This window comes from Salidesulfovibrio onnuriiensis (assembly GCF_008001235.1).
Classification (GTDB): Bacteria; Desulfobacterota; Desulfovibrionia; order Desulfovibrionales; family Desulfovibrionaceae; genus Pseudodesulfovibrio; species Pseudodesulfovibrio onnuriiensis.
In genome coordinates this window covers 1,733,820-1,754,089 of sequence record NZ_CP040751.1, presented here as the reverse complement: position 1 = coordinate 1,754,089, position 20,270 = coordinate 1,733,820, and the positions used below count along the sequence as shown (strand labels likewise).

General features: G+C 64.0%; 12 protein-coding genes. All 12 read left to right on the top strand.

Annotation, left to right across the window (positions count from 1 at the left end):
- The first annotated feature begins 236 nt into the window (after positions 1-236).
- The 12 genes from FGL65_RS07975 (at position 237) to xdhA (ending at position 20,261) form a co-directional block, all read left to right on the top strand.
- Positions 237-1,445, top strand: a complete 1,209-nt coding sequence (locus FGL65_RS07975) for a YgeY family selenium metabolism-linked hydrolase (RefSeq protein WP_147820693.1) — start codon at positions 237-239, stop codon at positions 1,443-1,445.
- 21 nt (positions 1,446-1,466) lie between these two features.
- Complete coding sequence (arcC, locus tag FGL65_RS07970) at positions 1,467-2,417, top strand: carbamate kinase (RefSeq protein WP_147820692.1); 951 nt, start codon at positions 1,467-1,469, stop codon at positions 2,415-2,417.
- Between the two features lie 13 nt (positions 2,418-2,430).
- The gene (gene ygeW / locus FGL65_RS07965) at positions 2,431-3,627 is read left to right on the top strand and encodes a knotted carbamoyltransferase YgeW (RefSeq protein WP_147820691.1); all 1,197 of its coding nucleotides are present in this window, start codon (positions 2,431-2,433) and stop codon (positions 3,625-3,627) included.
- A gap of 69 nt (positions 3,628-3,696) precedes the next feature.
- A complete protein-coding gene (gene xdh, locus FGL65_RS07960) occupies positions 3,697-6,276 on the top strand; it encodes a selenium-dependent xanthine dehydrogenase (protein WP_187170589.1) in 2,580 nt (859 codons plus the stop codon).
- Between the two features lie 15 nt (positions 6,277-6,291).
- A complete protein-coding gene (locus FGL65_RS07955) occupies positions 6,292-7,575 on the top strand; it encodes an amidohydrolase family protein (RefSeq protein ID WP_147820690.1) in 1,284 nt (427 codons plus the stop codon).
- Positions 7,576-7,578: 3 nt separating this feature from the next.
- Entirely contained in the window at positions 7,579-8,958 is a 1,380-nt protein-coding gene (gene hydA, locus FGL65_RS07950) for a dihydropyrimidinase (protein ID WP_147820689.1), read from the top strand.
- A gap of 20 nt (positions 8,959-8,978) precedes the next feature.
- A complete protein-coding gene (ygfK, locus tag FGL65_RS07945) occupies positions 8,979-12,266 on the top strand; it encodes a putative selenate reductase subunit YgfK (RefSeq protein ID WP_147820688.1) in 3,288 nt (1,095 codons plus the stop codon).
- 144 nt (positions 12,267-12,410) lie between these two features.
- Positions 12,411-13,184 (top strand): FAD binding domain-containing protein, encoded by a 774-nt coding sequence (locus FGL65_RS07940; protein ID WP_187170588.1) that lies wholly within the window; start codon positions 12,411-12,413, stop codon positions 13,182-13,184.
- Positions 13,185-13,195: 11 nt separating this feature from the next.
- Positions 13,196-16,069: a molybdopterin-dependent oxidoreductase Mo/Fe-S-binding subunit gene (locus FGL65_RS07935; RefSeq protein ID WP_147820686.1), complete on the top strand. Its 2,874-nt coding sequence runs from the start codon at positions 13,196-13,198 to the stop codon at positions 16,067-16,069.
- A gap of 24 nt (positions 16,070-16,093) precedes the next feature.
- Entirely contained in the window at positions 16,094-17,122 is a 1,029-nt protein-coding gene (locus tag FGL65_RS07930) for a molybdopterin-binding protein (RefSeq protein WP_222705808.1), read from the top strand.
- A gap of 17 nt (positions 17,123-17,139) precedes the next feature.
- Positions 17,140-17,946, top strand: coding sequence for a selenium-dependent molybdenum cofactor biosynthesis protein YqeB (yqeB, locus tag FGL65_RS07925; protein WP_147820685.1), 807 nt, complete (start codon positions 17,140-17,142; stop codon positions 17,944-17,946).
- Between the two features lie 32 nt (positions 17,947-17,978).
- Positions 17,979-20,261, top strand: a complete 2,283-nt coding sequence (gene xdhA, locus FGL65_RS07920) for a xanthine dehydrogenase molybdenum-binding subunit XdhA (RefSeq protein WP_147820684.1) — start codon at positions 17,979-17,981, stop codon at positions 20,259-20,261.
- The last annotated feature ends 9 nt before the right edge of the window (positions 20,262-20,270 follow it).

Here is a 20,270-nt window from a genome sequence, read left to right as displayed (position 1 = left end):
CTAACAATTATTGGCCCCTTCTTTGCTTAGGTCCCAAAAGGATCGCATCCCTCAATGCGGGGGAAACGGTCCGGCCTGCCGCCTGGCCGGGCATTGCAAGCAAAGCCCGAGCTGGCGCGCAGCATATTGCCGCTGCAAAGAATAATAACATCTCTCTACTTTGAGGCGGCATATGGGAAGTACACATAATTTTTTTGCGGTTTCCCCGCATACCAACCCAGGAGGTCATACGACTGATGTCTGCATTGGATTTCCAGAAGATCAATGAGCTTTCCAAGAAATATGAAAAGGAAATGACCGCGTTCCTGCGCGACATGATCCGCATTCCCAGCGAAAGCTGCCAGGAAAAGGAAGTTGTCCTGCGCATCAAGGAAGAAATGGAAAAGGTCGGCTTCGACAAGGTTGAAATCGATCCCATGGGCAACGTGCTCGGCTACCTCGGTTCCGGCCCGCGCCTGATCGCCTTTGACGCCCACATCGACACCGTGGGCATCGGCCAGCGCGACAACTGGAACTTCGATCCGTACGAAGGATACGAAGACGACGAATGCATCGGCGGCCGCGGCGCTTCCGACCAGGAAGGCGGCATGGCCTCCATGGTTTACGCAGGCAAGATCATCAAGGAACTCGGCCTGGACAAGGACTACACTGTTGTCATGGTCGGCTCCGTCCAGGAAGAGGACTGCGACGGCCTGTGCTGGCAGTACATCATCAAGGAACTCGGCCTGAAGCCCGAATTCGTGGTTTCCACCGAACCCACCGACGGCGGCATCTACCGCGGTCAGCGCGGCCGCATGGAAATCAAGGTCGAAGTCAAGGGTGTTTCCTCCCACGGTTCCGCACCGGAACGCGGCAAGAACGCCATCTTCATGATGGGCAAGATCCTCGGCGAGCTGGAAGAACTCCACACCCGCCTGACGACCGACGATTTCCTGGGCAAGGGTTCCCTGACCGTTTCCCAGGTCTTTTACACTTCCCCGTCCCGCTGCGCCGTCGCAGACGGATGCACCATCTCCATCGACCGTCGCCTGACCGCCGGTGAAGACAAGGAACTGGCCCTGAGCCAGATCGCGGAACTTCCCGCGGCAAAGGCCGCCGGCGCCAAGGTGTCCATGTACACCTACGACACCCCGGCATACACCGGTCTGGTCTACCCGACCGACTGCTACTTCCCGTCCTGGGTCGTGGCCGAGGAACACCCGGCTGTCCAGGCCACCGCAAAGGCCTACTCCGAGCTGTTCGCCACCCCGCCGCGCATCGACAAGTGGACCTTCTCCACCAACGGCGTGTCCATCACCGGCATGTTCGGCATCCCCACCGTGGGCTTCGGTCCGGGCAAGGAAGCGGAAGCGCACGCCCCCAACGAGAAGACCTGGAAGGCCGACCTCGTCCGCTGCGCCGCCGTCTACGCAGCCATGCCCACCATCTACTGCGAAGACAACTAGCGTCGGCTGAGAGGGAAGGGAATGAACAAGAAACTTGCAGTAATCGCCATCGGCGGCAACTCGCTGATCCAGGACGCGGACCACAAGTCCGTCGAGGATCAGTACGTGGCAATCTGCCAGACCGCCGAGCACATCGCCGACCTCATCGAGGCCGGATACCAGGTGGTGATTTCCCACGGCAACGGTCCCCAGGTGGGCTTCATCATGCTCCGTTCGGAAATCGCCCGCGAACACGCGGGACTGCACATGGTTCCGCTGGTGTCCTGCGTGGCAGACACCCAAGGCGCCATCGGATTCCAGATCCAGCAGGCCCTGAACAACGTCATCGCCAAGCGCTCCCTCAAGGGCAGCGCAGTGACCGTGGTCACCCAGGTCAAGGTCGACAAGAACGACGAGGGCTTCAAGGCCCCCAACAAGCCCGTGGGCGAGTTCTACACCGCCGAACAGGTGGAAGAACTCAAGGCCCAGCATCCGGGATGGGTGCTCAAGGAAGATTCCGGGCGCGGCTTCCGCCGCGTGGTGCCCTCCCCCAAACCCATTGAAGTGGTGGAGCAGGACGCTGTCGAGTCCCTGCTCGGCCAGGGCTTCCATGTGGTTACCGTGGGAGGAGGCGGCATTCCGGTATTGGATACGGAAGACGGCCTTCAGGGCGTGGATGCGGTCATCGACAAGGACCTGGCGTCCAGCCTGCTGGCCAGCGAACTCAAGGCCCCGCTGTTCGTGATCTCCACGGCGGTTCCCCAGGTGGCCCTGAACTACGGCACCCCCGAGCAGAAGAACCTGGAAACCGTTACCGCGGCAGAGATGCAGCAGTACCTGGACGAAGGCCATTTCGCCCCCGGCTCCATGGCACCCAAGGTACAGGCAGCCCTCGATTTCCTGCGCAACGGTGGAAAGGAAGTCATCATAACCAACCCGGAAACCATTGGCGACGCCCTTGCCAACGGCAAGGGTACGCATATCGTTCCTTAAGGAGAACAAGACTATGGACAAGACCTCTATCATGGAGATGATCAAAGATCTCGCCCGCCTTGATTACAAGGACATGTACAAGAACGACTTTTTCCTGACCTGGGAAAAGTCCGACGACGAAATCGCCGCCACCTTTGCCGTGGCTGAAATCCTGCGCGGCCTGCGCGAACAGAACATCTCCAGCCGCATCTTCGACAGCGGCCTGGGCGTTTCCCTGTTCCGCGACAACTCCACCCGCACCCGCTTCAGCTTCTCCAGCGCCTGCAACCTGCTGGGCCTGGAAGTGCAGGACCTGGACGAAGGCAAGTCCCAGATCGCCCACGGCGAAACCGTGCGCGAAACCGCGAACATGATCTCCTTCATGGCCGACGTCATCGGCATCCGCGACGACATGTTCATCGGCAAGGGCAACACCTACATGCGCGAAGTGGCCCAGTCCGTCCAGGACGGCTACGACGAAGGCGTGCTGGAACAGCGCCCGACCCTGGTGAACCTGCAGTGCGACATCGACCACCCGACCCAGACCATGGCCGACGCCCTGCACCTGATCAATCACTTCGGCGGCGTGGATAACCTGCGCGGCAAGAAGATCGCCATGACCTGGGCCTACTCCCCGTCCTACGGCAAGCCGCTCTCCGTGCCCCAGGGCATCATCGGCCTCATGACCCGCTTCGGCATGGAAGTGCACCTGGCACACCCCGAAGGATACGAAGTCATGCCCGAGGTCGAGGAAGTGGCAGCACGCCAGGCGGCAGCCTCCGGCGGCGCCTTCGTGAAGTCCAATTCCATGGAAGAAGCCTTTGCCGACGCCGACATCGTCTACCCCAAGAGCTGGGCTCCGTTCGCAGCCATGGAAAAGCGCACCAACCTTTACGGCGCTGGCGACTTCGACGGCATCAAGGTCCTGGAAAAGGAACTGCTCGAGCAGAACAAGCAGCACATGGACTGGGAATGCACCGAAAAGCTCATGGAAACCACGCACAACGGTTCCGCCCTGTACATGCACTGCCTGCCCGCGGACATCACCGGCGTTTCCTGCGAGCACGGTGAAGTCGAAGCCTCCGTGTTCGACCGCTACCGCGTGCCCCAGTACAAGGAAGCCAGCTACAAGCCGTACGTCATTGCCGCAATGATGTTCCTGGCCAAGATCAAGAACCCGGCCGACAAGCTGCAGCAGATCCTGAACACTGGAAAACCCCGCGTCCTGTAATCACGGACCGCGGGCGTACATTCGCCTATTGTAGAGAAACGAAATACAGGAAATACAAGGAGACGGCACATGGGCAAGGACCTCACGATCAGATTCAATCTAAACGGCATGCCCGTTGAATTCGTGGGGGACCCGTCCGTCTCCTTGCTTACCTTCCTTCGGGAAGAAATGAACATCACCTCGGTCAAGGACGGGTGCTCGGGTCAGTCGGCCTGCGGCGCCTGCCTTGTCGAGGTTGCGGGCAAGGCGGCCCTTTCCTGCTCCACGCCTATGGGCAAGATAGAGGGCAAGGAAGTCACCACCCTGGAAGGATTCCCGGAAAAGCTCCGGAGGATCCTTGGCCGCGCATTCGTGGCCAAGGGCGCTGTCCAGTGCGGTTTCTGCACCCCGGGTTTCCTGACCCGGACCAAGATCCTGCTGGAAAGCAACCCCGATCCCACCCGGGACGAGGTCGTCAAGGCCGTTCGCCCGCACCTGTGCCGCTGCACGGGATATGTAAAGATTGTCGACGCCGTGCTCGAAGCGGCAGCCGCCCTTCGCGAAGGGCGCGATGTCCCCTTTGAAACCGCTTCGGGCATCGGCGTCAACAGTCCCAAATACGCTGCTGTGGAACGCGCCCTCGGCACCAAGCCCTTTGTGGACGACCTTCGCCCGGAAGGTCTGCTCCACGGGGTTCTCAAATTTTCCGACCATCCCCGCGCCAAGGTCCTTTCCATCGATGTCTCCGAAGCGGAAAAGGCCCCGGGCGTGGTTCGCGTCTTCACCGCCGAGGACATCCCCGGCCACCGCAACGTGGGCCTGCTGGTCATGGACTGGCCGGTCATGGTGGCCCAAGGCGAGGAAACCCGCTACATCGGCGACGTGCTGGCGGGAGTGGTGGCCGACACCGAGGCCAACGCCCGCGCCGCCCGCGCCCTGATCAAGGTGGAATACGAGGTGCTCGAGCCGCTCCTGGACATGGAGCAGGCCGAAACGAGCCCCATCAGGATCCACAAGGACGGCAACCTGCTGGCCCACACCAAGATCAAGCGCGGCAACGACGTGACCGAAGTGCTGCGCAACTCGGCCTTCACGGCCAAGGGCCGCTTCCGCACCCAGCCCATCGACCACGGGTTCCTGGAAGTGGAATGCTGCGTTGCAGAGCCCAAGGAAAACGGCGGTGTGCGCGTCTATTCCCAGAGCCAGGGCCCCTACCGCGAACGCGACGAGATCGCCTCCCTGCTCGGCCTGGAACAGGACAAGGTGGAAGTGATCATCGTGGACTGCGGCGGCGCGTTCGGCGGTAAGGAGGACATGACCACCCAGGGCCATGCCGCCCTGTACTGCCACCAACTGGGCGTCCCCGTGAAGGTCAAGCTCTCCCGGCCCGAGTCCATCCGCATGCATCCCAAGCGCCACCCGGCCATCCTCGACTACGAGATCGGCTGTGACAAAAACGGGATGCTCACCGGCCTGCACGCCCGCATCCTGGGCGACACCGGCGCATACGCGTCCGTGGGCGGCCCGGTCATGTCCCGCGCGGGCACCCATGCCAGCGGCGCATACGAATTCACCGACGTGGATATCGAGGCCAAGGCGGTCTACACCAACAACATCCCCAGCGGCGCCATGCGCGGCTTCGGGGTCAACCAGGCCACCTTCGCCCTGGAGGTGCTGGTGGAGGAACTGTGTGAAAAGGGCGGATTCGACCCCTGGCAATTCCGCTACGACAACGCCCTCACCGAGGGCCGCATGGTGGCCACCGGCCAGGTGCTCGGCCCCGGCGTGGGCCTGCGCGAATGCCTGGATGCGGTCAAACCCGCCTACAAAGCAGCCGAATACAAGGGGCTGGCCTGTGCCATCAAGAACTGCGGCATGGGCAACGGCCTCACCGAGGTGAGCAAGACCATCCTGACCATCAACGACGGCGGTTCCATCACCCTGGACCACGGCTGGACCGAAATGGGCCAGGGCGTGCACACCATCGCCCGCCAGGTGCTCTGCGAAGCCACGGGCCTGTGCGATGTCAACGTCATCACCCCGCGAGTGACCACGGATTCCGGCGCCATAGGCGGCCCCACCACGGCCAGCCGGGGCACCCTGCTCCTGGGCCGGGCCATCATCGACGCGGCCGCCAAGCTCAAGGCCGACCTGGAAACGCACACCCTGGAAGAACTGGTCGGGCGCACCTACGAGGGCGAGTTCATCTGCGACTACACCCACGCCAACGGCAAGCCCGGCGAAATCATCAGCCACATCTCCTACGGCTTCTCCACCAACCTGGCCGTGCTCGACCGGGACGGAAAGCTGGAAAGGGTCGTGGCCGCCCACGACGGGGGCAAGATCCTCAACCCCGTGCTCTTCGAGGGCCAGATCCACGGCGGCGTGGCCATGGGCGTGGGCTACGCCCTGTACGAGGACGTTCCGGTCAAGGACGGGTACCTGACCTCCGAAAAATATATTTCCCTTGGGATTCCCAAGATCAGCAAGCTGCCCGAAATCGATGTCATCGGCGTGGAAAGCGGCGACCCCGAAGGCCCTTACGGGGCCAAGGGCGTGGGCGAGATCGGCTGCATAGCCGCCGCCCCGGCAATCGCCAACGCCTTCCATGATTATGACGGCCAGGCCAGGTATTCCCTGCCGCTGGAACAGCCGAAAAAGCGCAGCTAGACTAAGGAGGTTCTCATGACCCTGTACCTGAAAAACGCACGTTACATTGACGCCGAAACCCTGAAAGTGTCCTCCACGAGCATTGCCGTGGAAGAGGGCGCCAAGGGCGGCATTTCCCTGATCGATTCCATCCCGGCGGCCGGCGACCGGAACGAAGGCGATCAGGTTATCGACTGCAAGGGACGCTTCGTGACCCGCTCCTTCGGCTGCGGCCACCACCACATCTATTCGGCGCTCTGCCGCGGCATGCCCGCACCGCCGAAGATTCCCAACAACTTCCCCGAAGTGCTGGAATACGTCTGGTGGCGCGTGGACAAACGGCTGGACAAGGACATGATCGAGGCCAGCGCCCTGGCGGCAGGTCTGCAGATGGCCCGCCGAGGCGTGACCTTCTGCATCGACCACCACGCTTCCCCCTTTGCCATCGAAGGCAGCCTGGAAACCGTGGCCCGGGCCTTCGAGCGCACCGGTATCGGCCATCTCCTCTGTCACGAGTCGTCCAACCGCGACGGCGACGAAATCGCCGAAAAAAGCCTTGCGGAGCACGACGCCTACCTGTCCTCCGGACGCCCCGGTCTCATCGGTATGCACGCCTCCTTTACCGTCAACGACGACCTGCTTGAGCGTTCCGTAGCACTCGCGCGCAAGCACGACACCGGTGTCCACATCCACGTGGCCGAGGACATGGCCGACCAGGTCCACTGTGAAAAGACCTACGGCAAGCGCGTTGCGCAGCGCCTGCAGGAATTCGGGGCCCTGGAAAGCTCCAAGACCATCCTGGGCCACTGCGTGCACTTCACCGACGAGGAACGCAGTATCGTGGGCCAGTCCCCGGTCTGGGTCGTTTCCAACGTGGAGTCCAACCAGAACAACAACGTGGGCCTGACCGGCTATGAATGGATCAACAACATCATGCTCGGCACCGACGGCATGCACAACGACATGATCCGCAGCGCCAAGGCCCATCACCTCGTCTGCACCGGAACCGAAGGCATCGGCTACGACGAAGTCTACCGCCGCTTCCGCAACGTGCACAAATACCTGGCGCAGTTCGACGGCGTCGGCGACGGCCTGAACAACCTGGTCGTCCTGGACTACGATTCCCCCACCGAGATCACGGACGAGAACTTCCTGGGCCACTTCATCTTCGGCCTGGAATCCGCCCACGTGAACACGGTCATCGCCCAGGGCAGGGTCATCATCGCCGACCGCAGGTCCACCCTTGTCGACGAAGAGGAAATCTTCGCCTACGCCAGGGAACAGGGCGTGCGCCTCTGGAAAAAGCTCGCGGAGGGCTAGGCCATGACAGCGGTACTGGTGAAAGGCGGCACGGTCGTCACCTCGACCGAGACACTCAAGGCGGACGTGCGCGTGGAAAACGGGCGCATCGCCGGGGTGGGTGCGGACCTTTCCTCCCATGAAGCACACATCATCGACGCGACCGGGAAGCTGGTGCTTCCCGGCGGCGTTGACGTGCACACCCACTTCAACCTCGAAGTGGGCGGCCTCAAGGTGGCCGACGGATTCCACGAAGGCACCCGGTCCGCCGCCTGCGGCGGCACCACCACCATCGTGGAACACCCCGGCTTCACCGAGGACGGTTCCATCACCGCCCCCATCGCCAACTACCGCAAGCAAGCCCAGAACAACTGCGTGACCGACTACGCCCTGCACGGCGTGGTCGCCAAGGTCGGAGAAAACACGAAGGACGACCTGGCCGCCCTGGTGCGCGAAGGCATCCCCAGCGTCAAGGTCTACATGACCTACGCGGGCCGCCTGAACGACGAGGAAATGATCCGGGTGCTCGAAATCATGAAGGCCGAACACGGACTGGTCACGGTGCACGCCGAAAACCACGAAGTGATCGCCGAGCTGACCCGACGGCTCAAGGACGAGGGCAGGCTGGCCCCTACCAGCCACCCCCTGAGCCGCCCGGGCTACTGCGAGGCCGAGGCCGTGGAGCGTATGATCGCGCTGTCCCGCGCCGCGGGCAACGCGCCCCTGTACATCGTGCACCTTTCCACCGGGGCCGGGCTGGAAGCCATCCGCAGGGCCAAGGCCGAAGGCCTGCCCGTATATGCGGAAACCTGCCCGCAGTACCTGCTGCTCACCGACGACGAGTACGCCAGGGAGGGCGACGACGCGCTCAAGTACGTCCTGTCCCCCCCGCTGCGCAAGCGCGAGGACTGTGAAGCACTGTGGCAGGGCCTGGCCGACGGCAGCATCGACACCGTGGCCACGGACCACTGCTCCTTCAACCTTTCCCAGAAGACCGCACGCGGTCGCGACAACATCTTCGCCTGTCCCGGCGGCATCCCGGGCGCGGAAACGCGCCTGCCGCTGCTCTACTCCGAAGGAGTGGCCAAGGGACGCATTACCCTGAACCGCTTCGTGGAGCTGGTCTCCACGGCTCCGGCCCGCATCATGGGCCTGGCTCCGGCCAAGGGCGACATCGCCCCGGGCGCGGACGCGGACATCGTCATTCTCGATCCGGAAAGGAAAGTGACCATCTCTCCGGAAACCCTCTGCCACAACGCGGACTACAATCCCTATGAGGGCTTCGTGGCCACGGGCTGGCCCGAAACCGTGCTGTTGCGCGGCGAGGCGATCATCGAGAACAACGAATTCCGGGAGCGCGAAGCACTGGGCCGCTTCATCGAGCGGTCCCGTTTCACCGAATAAACAAGAGCATGGAGGAAACCATGGGTACCGATAAATTTTACTGCGCCAGCATCGAGTCTCTGCTTGAATGGATCCTTTTCGACCTGGAGCGCGGCGAGGCCCTCGGCATCGCCAAGGAACTCTTCTTCGCCCCGAAGAAGGACGATCCCTTCCGCATGATGCGCTACGGCAAGCTGATGGAGACCCCCCTGGGCGTGGCGGCCGGCCCGCACACCCAGCTGGCCCAGAACATCATCGCCGCATGGCTCACCGGCGGCCGCTACATCGAGCTCAAGACCATCCAAGTGCTGGACGAGCTGGAAGTGACCAAGCCGTGCATCGACATGACCGACGAAGGCTACAACTGCGAATGGTCCCAGGAGCTCAAGCTCGACCAGTCCTTCAACGAATACCTGAACGCCCACATCCTGCTTCACGTCCTCAAGGACCGCCTGGGCTGGGAGGGCGAGGAGGCCGGCTGGATCTTCAACATGAGCGCCGGGTACAACCTGGAAGGCATCATGAGCCCCACGGTGCAGCGCTTCTTCGACCGCATGGAGGACTGTTCCGGGGAACTGGCCGAAAAGATCGAGCGCGTGGCCAAGATCTACCCCCGCGTGCGGGAACTGAACATCCCGTCCAAACTTTCCGATAACCTGACCGTTTCCACCATGCACGGCTGCCCGCCGGACGAAGTGGAAAAGATCGGCCGCTATTTCATTGAGGAGCGCGGCTACCACACCACCATCAAGCTCAACCCGACCCTGCTCGGACCCGAGGGGTTGCGCGGCATCCTCAACGACAAGCTGGGCTTCGAGACCGTGGTGCCGGACGAGGCCTTCGGACACGACCTCAAGTACGACCAGGGCGTGGCCATCATCAAGAACCTGACCGAGGCCGCCAGGAAAAAGGGCGTGGAATTCAGCATCAAGCTGACCAACACCCTGGAGACCTCCAACGTCCAGCAGAACCTGCCCAAGAACGAAGGCATGGTCTACATGTCCGGCCGGGCCCTGCACCCCATCAGCGTCAATCTGGCCGCCCGCCTGCAAAAGGAATTCGACGGCAAGCTGGACATCTCCTTCTCCGCGGGCGTGGACACCGTGAACATCGCCTCCACCCTGGCCTGCGGCCTCAAGCCGGTCACGGTCTGCTCCGACCTGCTCAAGCCGGGCGGATACGGACGCCTGTCCCAGTACACCGAGATCATGCGCGAAGCCTGTGAAAAGCTCGGCGCCTCCAGCCTGGACGAGCTGGTCACCGCCACCGCCGAAGACAAGGACATGGGCAAGGCGCGCATCGCCAACCTGCAGGCCTACGCCCAGGAAGTGGTCGCCTCCGGCCGCTACGACAAGGAAGAATTCCCGTTCAAGAACGTCAAGACCAGCCGCGAGCTGCCCAAGTTCGACTGTGCGGGCGCGCCCTGCATGACCGTGTGCGCGGCCAGCCAGGAAATCCCCCGCTACCTGGACTACGTGGCCCGGGGCGAATTCGACAACGCCTACCGCACCATCCTGGCCACCAACCCGTTCCCCCACGTGCAGGGCAAGGTCTGCGACCACCTCTGCCAGTTCAAGTGCACGCGCATGAACTACGACAGCCCCCTGCTCATCCGTGAAATCAAACGCTTCGTGGCCGACAAATGCCACGGCAACGTGAAGCCCGAGCCCGCCTCCTCCAACGGCCTGAAGGCGGCCATCATCGGCGCGGGCCCCACCGGCCTTTCCGCGGGCTACTTCCTGGCCCTGGAAGGCTTCGAGGTCAACATTTACGAAAGCAAGGACTTCCCGGGCGGCATGGCCGCCGACGGCATTCCGGCCTTCCGCCTGGACGACGGTTCCCTGGAAAAGGACATCAACTTCATCCTGTCCATGGGCGCCAAGCTGCACACTGGCGAAAAGATCGACAAGGCCCGCTTCGAGCAGCTGACCAGGGAAAACGACTACGTCTACGTGGCCGTGGGCGCGCAGCAAAGCTCCACCCTGAACATCCCGAACGTGGACGCCGAGGGCGTGTTCGACCAGCTCTCCTTCCTGAGCAACGTGCGCCAGGGCCGCGAAACCGGCCTGGGCAGCAACGTGATCGTCATCGGCGCGGGCAACTCGGCCATGGACGCCGCGCGCACCGCCAAACGCATGGTGGGCGACAAGGGCGAGGTAAGCATCGTCTACCGCCGCACCCGCAAGGAAATGCCCGCGGACCAGGACGAGATCATCGGAGCGCTTGAGGAAGGCGTCAGGATCGTCGAACTGGCCTCCCCCGAAGCCGTGGTGGTCAAGGACGGCAAGATGGCCGGCCTGGAAGTGGCCAAGATGGAGCTGGGCGAGCCCGACGCATCCGGCCGCCGCAGCCCGGTCAAGGTGGAAGGCTCCAACCACGTCATCGAAGCCGACAGCCTGATCATGGCCATCGGCCAGAAGGTGGTCCTGGACTTCCTGCCCGGCGACGGCCTGGAAGTGGAAATGAATTCCATGAAGACCCAGATGGAAGGCGTGTTCGCGGGCGGCGACGCCGCGCGCGGCGCTTCCTCCCTGGTCAACGCCATCGGCGACGGCCGCACCGCCTTCCTGAGCATCCTGAATGCGGCTAAGCAGGAACGCCGCGTGCGCGTTTCCCCGTCCGACGACCGCAACCCGGAGATCAGCGAACTGCGCGTGAGGCAGGCCCGCAAGGCCTTTGGCCCGTCCATGCCCGAAAGGGAAGCCTGCGACCGCATGAACTTCAACCTGTTCGTGGACACCCTGAGCGAAGAGGACGCCCGCGCCGAATCCGAGCGCTGCCTGCAGTGCGACACGGTCTGCAACGTCTGCGCAACGGTCTGCCCCAACAGGGCCAACTACGCCGTGCCCACCATTCCCATCGAATACCCGGTCCAGCGCGTGGTCATGCAGAACGGCGAGCTGGAATTCGAGACCCTGGGCATGAAGGACATTCGCCAGGCCTTCCAGATCGTCAACATAGCCGACTACTGCAACGAATGCGGCAACTGCGCCACCTTCTGCCCCACCAGCGGCGCTCCGTACAAGGACAAGATCCGCGTGCACCTGAACCGTGAGGGGCTGCTGGAGGCCAAGTCCGGTTTCCACTTCCCGGCTCCGGGCAAGCTGGAATCCATGTGCAACGGCACCTCCTGCACCCTGACCGATGCGGATGGCGTTTACACTTTTGAAGACGACACGGTGCGTGTCGAGTTTACCAAGGACTCCTTCAGGGCCCGCAAGGCGGAACTGAAGAACGGCGCAACGGAAGCAAGCCTGCAGCAGGCAGCGGAAATGATGGTTCTGTACACCCTGCTGCATGACCGCAAGCCGTTTGCCGTAAACGTATAAGTCACGCAAGAGGTTTACATCGCGCTCCGAGAGCGCTTCGGCATGGTTCGCGGACCGGGTCCTTTCGGGCCCGGTCCCTGGACCGTTCACCGCAGCGAAAAGGCGATGTACGGATGGCCTCTTGAGAACCGGAGGACACACTCTATGATACAGGAATTCCACCGGCCGGAAAGCGTCGAGGAAGCTGTCGCCATCAGGAAGGAAAAGGGCACCGGAGCCTGCTTCCTGGCGGGCGGGTTCTTCCTCAACAGCCCGGAAAGCAAGGGCGTGTGCGGCTGCGCCATCTCCCTTGAAAAAGTCGGCATGGCCGAGATCGGCATCGGCAAGGACGATGTGCTCATCGGAGCCTGCGCCACCCTGCAGCAGGTGGCGGACAACCGCGACCTGCCCCAGGTGCTCCGCCAGGCGGCCGGGTTCCAGCGCGCACGCCACTTCCGCACCCAGATCACTGTGGGCGGCGACATTGCCTCCCGCAGGGCCGACAGCTTCACCGCCGCGGCCCTCATGGCCATGAACGCCACGGTGCAGACCGCGGAAAACGGCGACATGTCCGTTTCCGACTACGTGCTGAACGGCTGCGACGACCTCATCATTTCCGTCACCGTGCCCCGCGACAACCACCGCTGCTGCGGCCTTTCCCGCCAGACCCGCACCGAGCGCGGCCCGGTGCTGATGAACGCCGCAGTGGGTCTTTCCAAGGACGGCGACGCCGCCCCCGTGGTGGTGGTCAGCGGCCTGGGGCTGGGACTGACCCGGCTGCCCGCCGTGGAAGCCCTGCTCCCGAATGCGGACCTGGAGGCCCTGGAAAAGGCCGCCGCGGAAGCCGCCCGTCCGGAAGAGCACTGGATCGGCTCCGTGGAATTCCGCAAACACCTGTGCGGCGTTGCCGTCGCCGACTGCGCCAAGGCCTGCAAGTAGGAGGGACGACCATGATGATTACCTTTACCCTGAACGGCACCTCCCGCACCGTGGACGTGGAGCCGGGCGCCAACGCCCAGGTCTTCCTGCAGCGCTCCATGCACATTCCGTCCGTGCGCTCCGGCGACGACGGAACCGGCTTCATCGGCAACGACGTCGTCCTGGTGGACGGCACCCCCATGTCCGCCCAGCACCTGATCATGGCCCAGCTGGACGGCAAGGAAGTGCGCACGGTCGAGTCCCTCAACGAGGACATGATCAAGCCCGGCAAGCTCCAGCAGGCCCTTATCGAGGCCGGCGTGGTGCAGGACGGCTACAACACCCCGGCCGCCGCCCTGCTGCTGGGCGAGCTGCTCGAACGCAGCGCCTCGCCCTCCCGCAGGGAGATCATCGACGCCCTGTCCGGGCTCTTTGTGCGCGACTGCGGGTACGAGCCCTATTTCAAGGCCGTGGACATCTACAAGGCCAAGACCGAGGGCCGGGACTTCGGCGCGGTGGCTCCGAGCTTCCGCGAAGACCTGCGCGTGGTGGGCACCCCGTCCCCCAAGATCGACGGCCCGTGGCTGGCCACCGGCCAGCGCGCCTACGTGGAAGACCGTGTGGCCCCGGACGCGCTCATCATCCGCATGCTGCGCAGCCCGCACGCCCACGCCTACATCACCTCCATCGACGTTTCCGAAGCCGAAAAGGTCCATGGCGTGCACCTGGTCATCACCCACGAGAACTGCCCGGACGTGAGCTTTACCCAGGCGGGCCAGGGCTTCCCCGAGCCCTCCCCCTATGACCGGCGCATGTTCAACATAAAGGTCCGCCACGTGGGCGACCGCGTGGCCGCCGTGGTGGCCGAAACCGAAGAGGCCGCCCAGGAAGCCATTTCCAAGATCAAAGTCGAATACGACGTGATCGAGCCCGTGTTCTCCATCGACGACGCCAAGCGCGAGGGAGCCCCCCTGGTGCAGGCGGGTCCCATGGAATACGTCTGCGGCGCGCCGGAAAACCTGGCGGAGCTGAACAGGGACGCGGACGAACGCGACGGCGCGGTCACCTACCAGTTCCCCATCGGCGCCAACACGCGCAAGAACATCGCCGCCAGCATCTCCGGCGGCATCGGGGACATGCAAAAGGGTTTTGCCGAGGCCGACGTGGTCATCGAGCGCACCTACGACAGCTGCCAGATCCACTGCACCCCGCCCGAAACCCACGTGGTCTACTGCCACATGGAGGGCGGCCGCGTGGTGGTCCACACCGCGACCCAGGTTCCCTGGCACGTGCGCCGCCTTGTCTCCAAGGTGATCGGCCTGCCCCAGAACAAGGTCCGCGTGGTCAAGGAACGCGTCGGCGGCGGCTACGGCTCCAAGCAGGACATCCTGCTGGAGGACGTCTGCGCCTGGGCCACGCTCAAGACCGGCAAGCCCGTGTATTCCCACTACACCCGCGAAGAGGAATTCACCGCCTGCTCCAGCCGCCACCCCATGCGGGTGACGGTCAAGCTGGGCGCCAGGAAGGACGGCACGCTCACGGCCGTGGAAATGCACAACGAGGCCAACACCGGCCCGTACGGCAACCACTGCCTGACCGTGCCCATGAACGCCTGCTCCAAGTCCCTGCCCCTGTTCCTGTGCGACAACGTGGCCTTCTCGGTCACGGTGTACTACTCCAACATCCCGCCCACGGGCGCGTACCAGGGGTATGGCGCCCCGCAGGGCTCCTTCGGCCTGCAGCTGGCAGTGGCCGAGCTGGCCCGGGAACTGGGCCTGCCGCACATGGACATCATCGAAAAGAACCGCGTGCGCGAAGGCAGCCGCCTGGAGCTCATGCGCATCCTGGGCGAGGGACGCGAAGGCGTTGCCGCGGACATCAAGAGCTGCGGCCTGGAAGGCGCGCTCAAGCGCGGCGACGAACTGCTCAAGTTGAACGAGAAGGTGGAGAGCGACGACCCGGACTGGAAGGTCGGCAAGGGTTTCGCCATCATCCAGCAGGGTTCGGGCCTGCCCGGCCTGGACCAGGCCAACGGCCGAGCCAACCTCTGCTCGGACGGCACCATCCTGGTACAGCAGGGCGGCGCGGACATCGGCACCGGCCTGGACACGGTCATGGCCAAGATGACCGCAGAAACTCTGAACGTGGCCCTGGAGGACGTCACCGTGATCTCCGGCGACACGGACATGACTCCCTTTGACACGGGCGCGTATGCCTCCAGCGGAACCTACTTCTCTGGCGGAGCCGCGCTGCTGGCCGCGAGGGACCTGCGCAAGAACATCCTGCAGACCGCCGCAGACATGCTGGACGCCAAGGTGGAAGACCTGGACATCGCCTACCCGGGCGTGGTCGTGGGCGGCAAGGAGGAACTGACCTTCGCCAAGATCGCGCACCACTGCGAAACCGGCGAGGGCCCCGGCCCGATCTCAGGCAAGGGCTGCTTCGTCACCGAGCACCACGCCATCCCCTACGGCGCGCACTTCGCCCAGGTGGCGGTCAACATCCGCACCGGCCAGGTCAAGGTCCAGAAGTACTACGCCCTGCACGACTGCGGCACCCCGGTGAACCCGGAACTGGCGGAAGGCCAGGTCCTGGGCGGTGCGCTCAAGTCCATCGGCCACTCCCTGTGGGAGGAAATGATCCTGGACGACAAGGGCGAGCTGGTGAACCCGAGCATGCACGAATACTGCGTGCCCACCATCCTGGACAAGCCCGAGGACTTCCGTGCGGAATTCATCTTCACGGACGATCCCTACGGCCCGCACGGCGCGAAGTCCGTATCCGAAATCGCTACCAACGGCGCTTCCCCGGCACTGGCCGCCGCCATCCACGACGCAGTGGGCGTCTGGATCCGGCAGTGGCCCTTCACCCCGGAACGCATACTCAAGGCCCTGGGAACCATCTAGGACCCCGGAGCAGTAGATAGAATTATGTTGCTGGAAATGGTCGAAACCGAAAAGGCCGTGGGCACCGCCCTGGCCCATGACGTCACCCGGATTGTCCCCGGCACCTCCAAGGGTGTCGGGTTCAAGAAGGGACACATCGTCACCGAAGCCGACGTGCCCGAGCTGCTCAAGCTGGGCAAGCGGCACCTGTATGTGCTGAACCTCAACGGCAGCCACATCCACGAGGACGAGGCCGCCCTGCGCATGGCCTCGGCCGTGGCGGGCACCGGCCTGGACATGAAGGGGCCGGACGAGGGCAAGGTCGCCCTCCTGGCCCGGGAAGCGGGACTGGCCCGCATCGACGCGGAGGCGCTCCTGGAAGCCAACATGCTGGGCGAGATGGTCATCTCCACGCTCAAGGACGGCTTTCCCGTGAAAAAGGGACAGCAGATAGCGGCAATGCGCGTCATCCCCCTGGTCATCGAAACCCACAAGATCGTGGAGCTGGAAAAGCTGGCCCAACGGACCGGCCCGTTCATCCACCTCCTGCCCTACCGCAAGCCCAAGGTCGGCGGCATCGCCACCGGCACCGAGGTTTACGAAGGACTGATCCAGTGCGGGTTCGACAAGCACGTGGCCCCCAAGTTCGACGAGTTCGGGCTGGAGTTCGCGGGCAAGGTCAACGTCCCCGACGACCCCGAGCGCATTGCCGGGGCCATCCTGGACTTCAAGGCCCAGGGCTGCGGCCTGGTGGTCACCACCGGGGGTCTGTCCGTGGACCCGGACGACGTGACCCGCGAGGGCATCCGCAAGTCCGGGGCGGAGATCATCGCCTACGGCAGCCCGGTGCTTCCCGGGGCCATGTTCTGCCTGGCGAAACTGGACGACATGATCATCCTTGGCTGTCCGGCCTGTGTGTACTACCATGCCGCCACCATCCTCGACGTCATGCTGCCGAGGATCCTGGCAGGAGAAGTACCCACCAAACGGGATATCGCGGCTCTCGGGCACGGCGGACTGTGCATGAACTGCAAGGTCTGCCGCTACCCGGTCTGCCCGTTCGGATGTCCCTAGCACAAAGGATTTGACCGATGACTGATCTGACCAAGCTGACCATCGTTGTTCGTAGCGCCGGAGACCTGGCAACCGGCATCGTGCTCCGTCTGTACCGTTCGGGATTCAAGCGCATCGTCATGCTCGAAGTGGACCGCCCCCTGGCCGTCCGCCGCAGAGTGGCCTTTTCCGAGGCCGTCTGGCTGGGAGAAAACATCGTGGAGGGCGTCACCGCCCGCATGGTGCCGGCTGCGGACATCGAGGCCTGCTGGGCCAAGGGCGAGCTGCCCGTGGTGGTGGACCCCGAGGGCGAGACCGTCAAGACCCTGCGCCCGGACGTGGTGGTGGACGCCATCATGGCCAAGCGCAACCTGGGCACCAGCGCGGACGACGCGGACCTGGTCATCGGCATCGGCCCCGGCTTTTCGGCCGGAAACGACGTGCACTACGTCATCGAGACCTGCCGTGGGCACCATCTCGGCCGGGTCATCCGCGAGGGCGAGGCCCTGCCCAACACCAACGTGCCCGGCATGATCGAAGGCTTCGCCATCGAACGGCTGCTGCGCGCGCCCGTGGAAGGACTCTTCGAGACCACCCACGACATCGGCGACCGCGTGGCCAAGGGCGCAACCGTGGGCACCGTGAACGGCGAACCGGTCATTGCCGCCGTCGCCGGCGTGCTGCGCGGCCTGCTGCGCACCGAAACGCCCACGCCCAGGGGAATGAAGCTCGGCGACATCGACCCGCGCGACCAAGTGGAATTTTGCGACACGGCTTCGGACAAGGCCATCGCCATCGGCGGCGGTGTTCTGGAAGCCGTGCTGGAGAAATACAACCGCGCCTGAGGCGCGAAAAGCATATCGAGGGTTAACCAATTATGGCTGTAGGCAAGACCCCCGTCCGCAAGGACGCTGTGGCGAAAGTCACCGGCAAGGCCCGCTATACGGACGACTTCACCATGCCCGGTATGCTCTATGCCAAGTACGTGCGCAGCCCCATCGGGCACGGCCGCGTCAAGAGCATGGACATGAAGGAAGCCCTGGCAATGCCGGGCGTCGAGGCGATATTCACCTACGAGGACGTGCCGGACATCCTGTACGCCACCGCAGGCCACCCCTTTTCCCTGGACGACGACCACAAGGACGTGGAGGACCGCAAGCTCCTCACCGACCACGTGCGCTGCCACGGGGACGAAGTGGCCATCGTGGTGGCCCGCGATCAGCTGACCGCGGAAGAGGCCGCCCACAAGGTCAAGGTGGAATACGAGGAGCTGCCGGTCTGCGTGACCCACGAGGCGGCCCTTGCCGAGGACGCCCCGGCCATCCATGAGGGTGGCAACGTGATCAAGTCCCACACCTTCGAGGTGGGCGGCTCGCTCGACCAGGCCCTGGCCGAAGCCGACGTGGTGGTGGAGGACATCTACACCACGCCCGTGGTCCAGCACTGCCACATGGAAAACCACACGGCCTATGCCTACATGGACGACCACGAGCATATCGTGGTGGTCTCCTCCACCCAGATTCCGCACATCTGCCGCCGCATCGTGGGGCAGGCCCTGGGCCTTCCCTGGGGCCGCATCCGCGTGGTCAAGCCCTACATCGGCGGCGGTTTCGGCAACAAGCAGGACGTGGTCCTGGAGCCCATGGTGGCCTTCCTGACCCACAGGATGGGCGGGGTGCCCGTGAAGCTGGAGCTTTCCCGCGAGGAATGCATGATCGGCACGCGCACCCGCCACTCCACCAAGTCCCGCTGCCGCATCGCTGCCGACAGGGACGGCGCGCTCAAGGCCATCGACCTGGACATGACCTCCAACACCGGGGCCTACGCATCCCACGGCCACTCCATCCCGTCCGCGGGCGGAGCCAAATCCGTGAGCCTCTACCCCCGCAACGTGATCAAGTTCAGCGCCCTGACCCACTACGCCAACATCCCGTCGGCCGGCGCCATGCGCGCCTACGGTTCCCCGCAGGTCATCTTCGCCATCGAGTCCGCCATGGAAGACGCTGCACGCGCCATCGGCATGGACTCCGTGGAGTTCCGGCTCAGGAACGTGGCCCGCGAACTGGACATCAACCCGCTCAGCCAGAAGGAAATCCGCAGCGCGGGCATCTACGAGTGCCTGGAAAAAGGCCGCGACATGATCGGCTGGGACGAAAAGAAAAAGCAGTACGCCAACCAGACCGGCGACATCCGCCGGGGCCTGGGCGTGGCCTGCTTCAGCTACGGTTCCGGCACCTATCCGGTCTGCGTGGAGATCGCGGGCTGCCGCCTGATCCTGAACCAGGACGGCTCCGTGCACATGCAGCTCGGCGCAACCGAGATCGGCCAGGGATCGGACACGGCCTTTGCCCAGATGGCGGCCGAGACCCTGGGCGTGGACTACGACATGATCCACGTGGTTTCCACCCAGGACACGGACGTGAGCCCCTTTGACACGGGCGCGTATGCATCCCGCCAGTCCTACGTGGTGGCCCCCGCCGTGAAAAAGGCCGCCCTGGAGCTCAAGAGAAAGATCCTGGAGCACGCCCGCGAAATGACCGGCAAGGCCGCCGAAGGCCTGGACATCGTGGCGGGCCAGGTGGTCAACCTGAACCGCCCGGACCGCGCCGTGCTCGACCTGGGCGACCTGGCCATCGACGCCTACTACCACAAGCAGCGCGGCGGCCAGATCACCGCGGACGTCTCCCACAAGACCCGCACCAACGCCCCCTCCTACGGCTGCACCTTCGTGGACCTGGAAGTGGACGTGCCCATGTGCAAGGTCAAGATCAACCAGATCATCAACGTGCATGACGCGGGCGTGGTCATCCATCCGCTGCTGGCCGCGGGCCAGGTGCACGGCGGCATGGGCATGGCCGTGGGCATGGCCCTGTTCGAGGAGCTGCTCGTGGATCCCAAGTCCGGCTGGGTCCGCAACAGCAACCTGCTGGATTACAAGATCCCCACCTTCGTGGACATCCCGAAACTGGACTGCGCCTTTGTGGAGACCATGGAGCCCACCAGCGCCTACGGACACAAGTCCCTGGGCGAACCGCCCATCATCTCCCCGGCCCCGGCCATCCGCAACGCCATCCTGGACGCAACCGGCGTGGCAGTGAACGAGGCCCCCATGAACCCGAAGGTACTTTTCCGTCACTTTGAAAAGGCCGGAATCTTATAGAGGAGTACG

Excerpts from the sequence above, each read along its gene's own strand:
- FGL65_RS07975 (WP_147820693.1), top strand. The coding sequence starts at position 237 with ATGTCTGCATTGGATTTCCAGAAGATCAATGAGCTTTCCAAGAAATAT.
- arcC (WP_147820692.1), top strand. The coding sequence starts at position 1,467 with ATGAACAAGAAACTTGCAGTAATCGCCATCGGCGGCAACTCGCTGATC.
- ygeW (WP_147820691.1), top strand. The coding sequence starts at position 2,431 with ATGGACAAGACCTCTATCATGGAGATGATCAAAGATCTCGCCCGCCTT.
- xdh (WP_187170589.1), top strand. The coding sequence starts at position 3,697 with ATGGGCAAGGACCTCACGATCAGATTCAATCTAAACGGCATGCCCGTT.
- FGL65_RS07955 (WP_147820690.1), top strand. The coding sequence starts at position 6,292 with ATGACCCTGTACCTGAAAAACGCACGTTACATTGACGCCGAAACCCTG.
- hydA (WP_147820689.1), top strand. The coding sequence starts at position 7,579 with ATGACAGCGGTACTGGTGAAAGGCGGCACGGTCGTCACCTCGACCGAG.
- ygfK (WP_147820688.1), top strand. The coding sequence starts at position 8,979 with ATGGGTACCGATAAATTTTACTGCGCCAGCATCGAGTCTCTGCTTGAA.
- FGL65_RS07940 (WP_187170588.1), top strand. The coding sequence starts at position 12,411 with ATGATACAGGAATTCCACCGGCCGGAAAGCGTCGAGGAAGCTGTCGCC.
- FGL65_RS07935 (WP_147820686.1), top strand. The coding sequence starts at position 13,196 with ATGATGATTACCTTTACCCTGAACGGCACCTCCCGCACCGTGGACGTG.
- FGL65_RS07930 (WP_222705808.1), top strand. The coding sequence starts at position 16,094 with ATGTTGCTGGAAATGGTCGAAACCGAAAAGGCCGTGGGCACCGCCCTG.
- yqeB (WP_147820685.1), top strand. The coding sequence starts at position 17,140 with ATGACTGATCTGACCAAGCTGACCATCGTTGTTCGTAGCGCCGGAGAC.
- xdhA (WP_147820684.1), top strand. The coding sequence starts at position 17,979 with ATGGCTGTAGGCAAGACCCCCGTCCGCAAGGACGCTGTGGCGAAAGTC.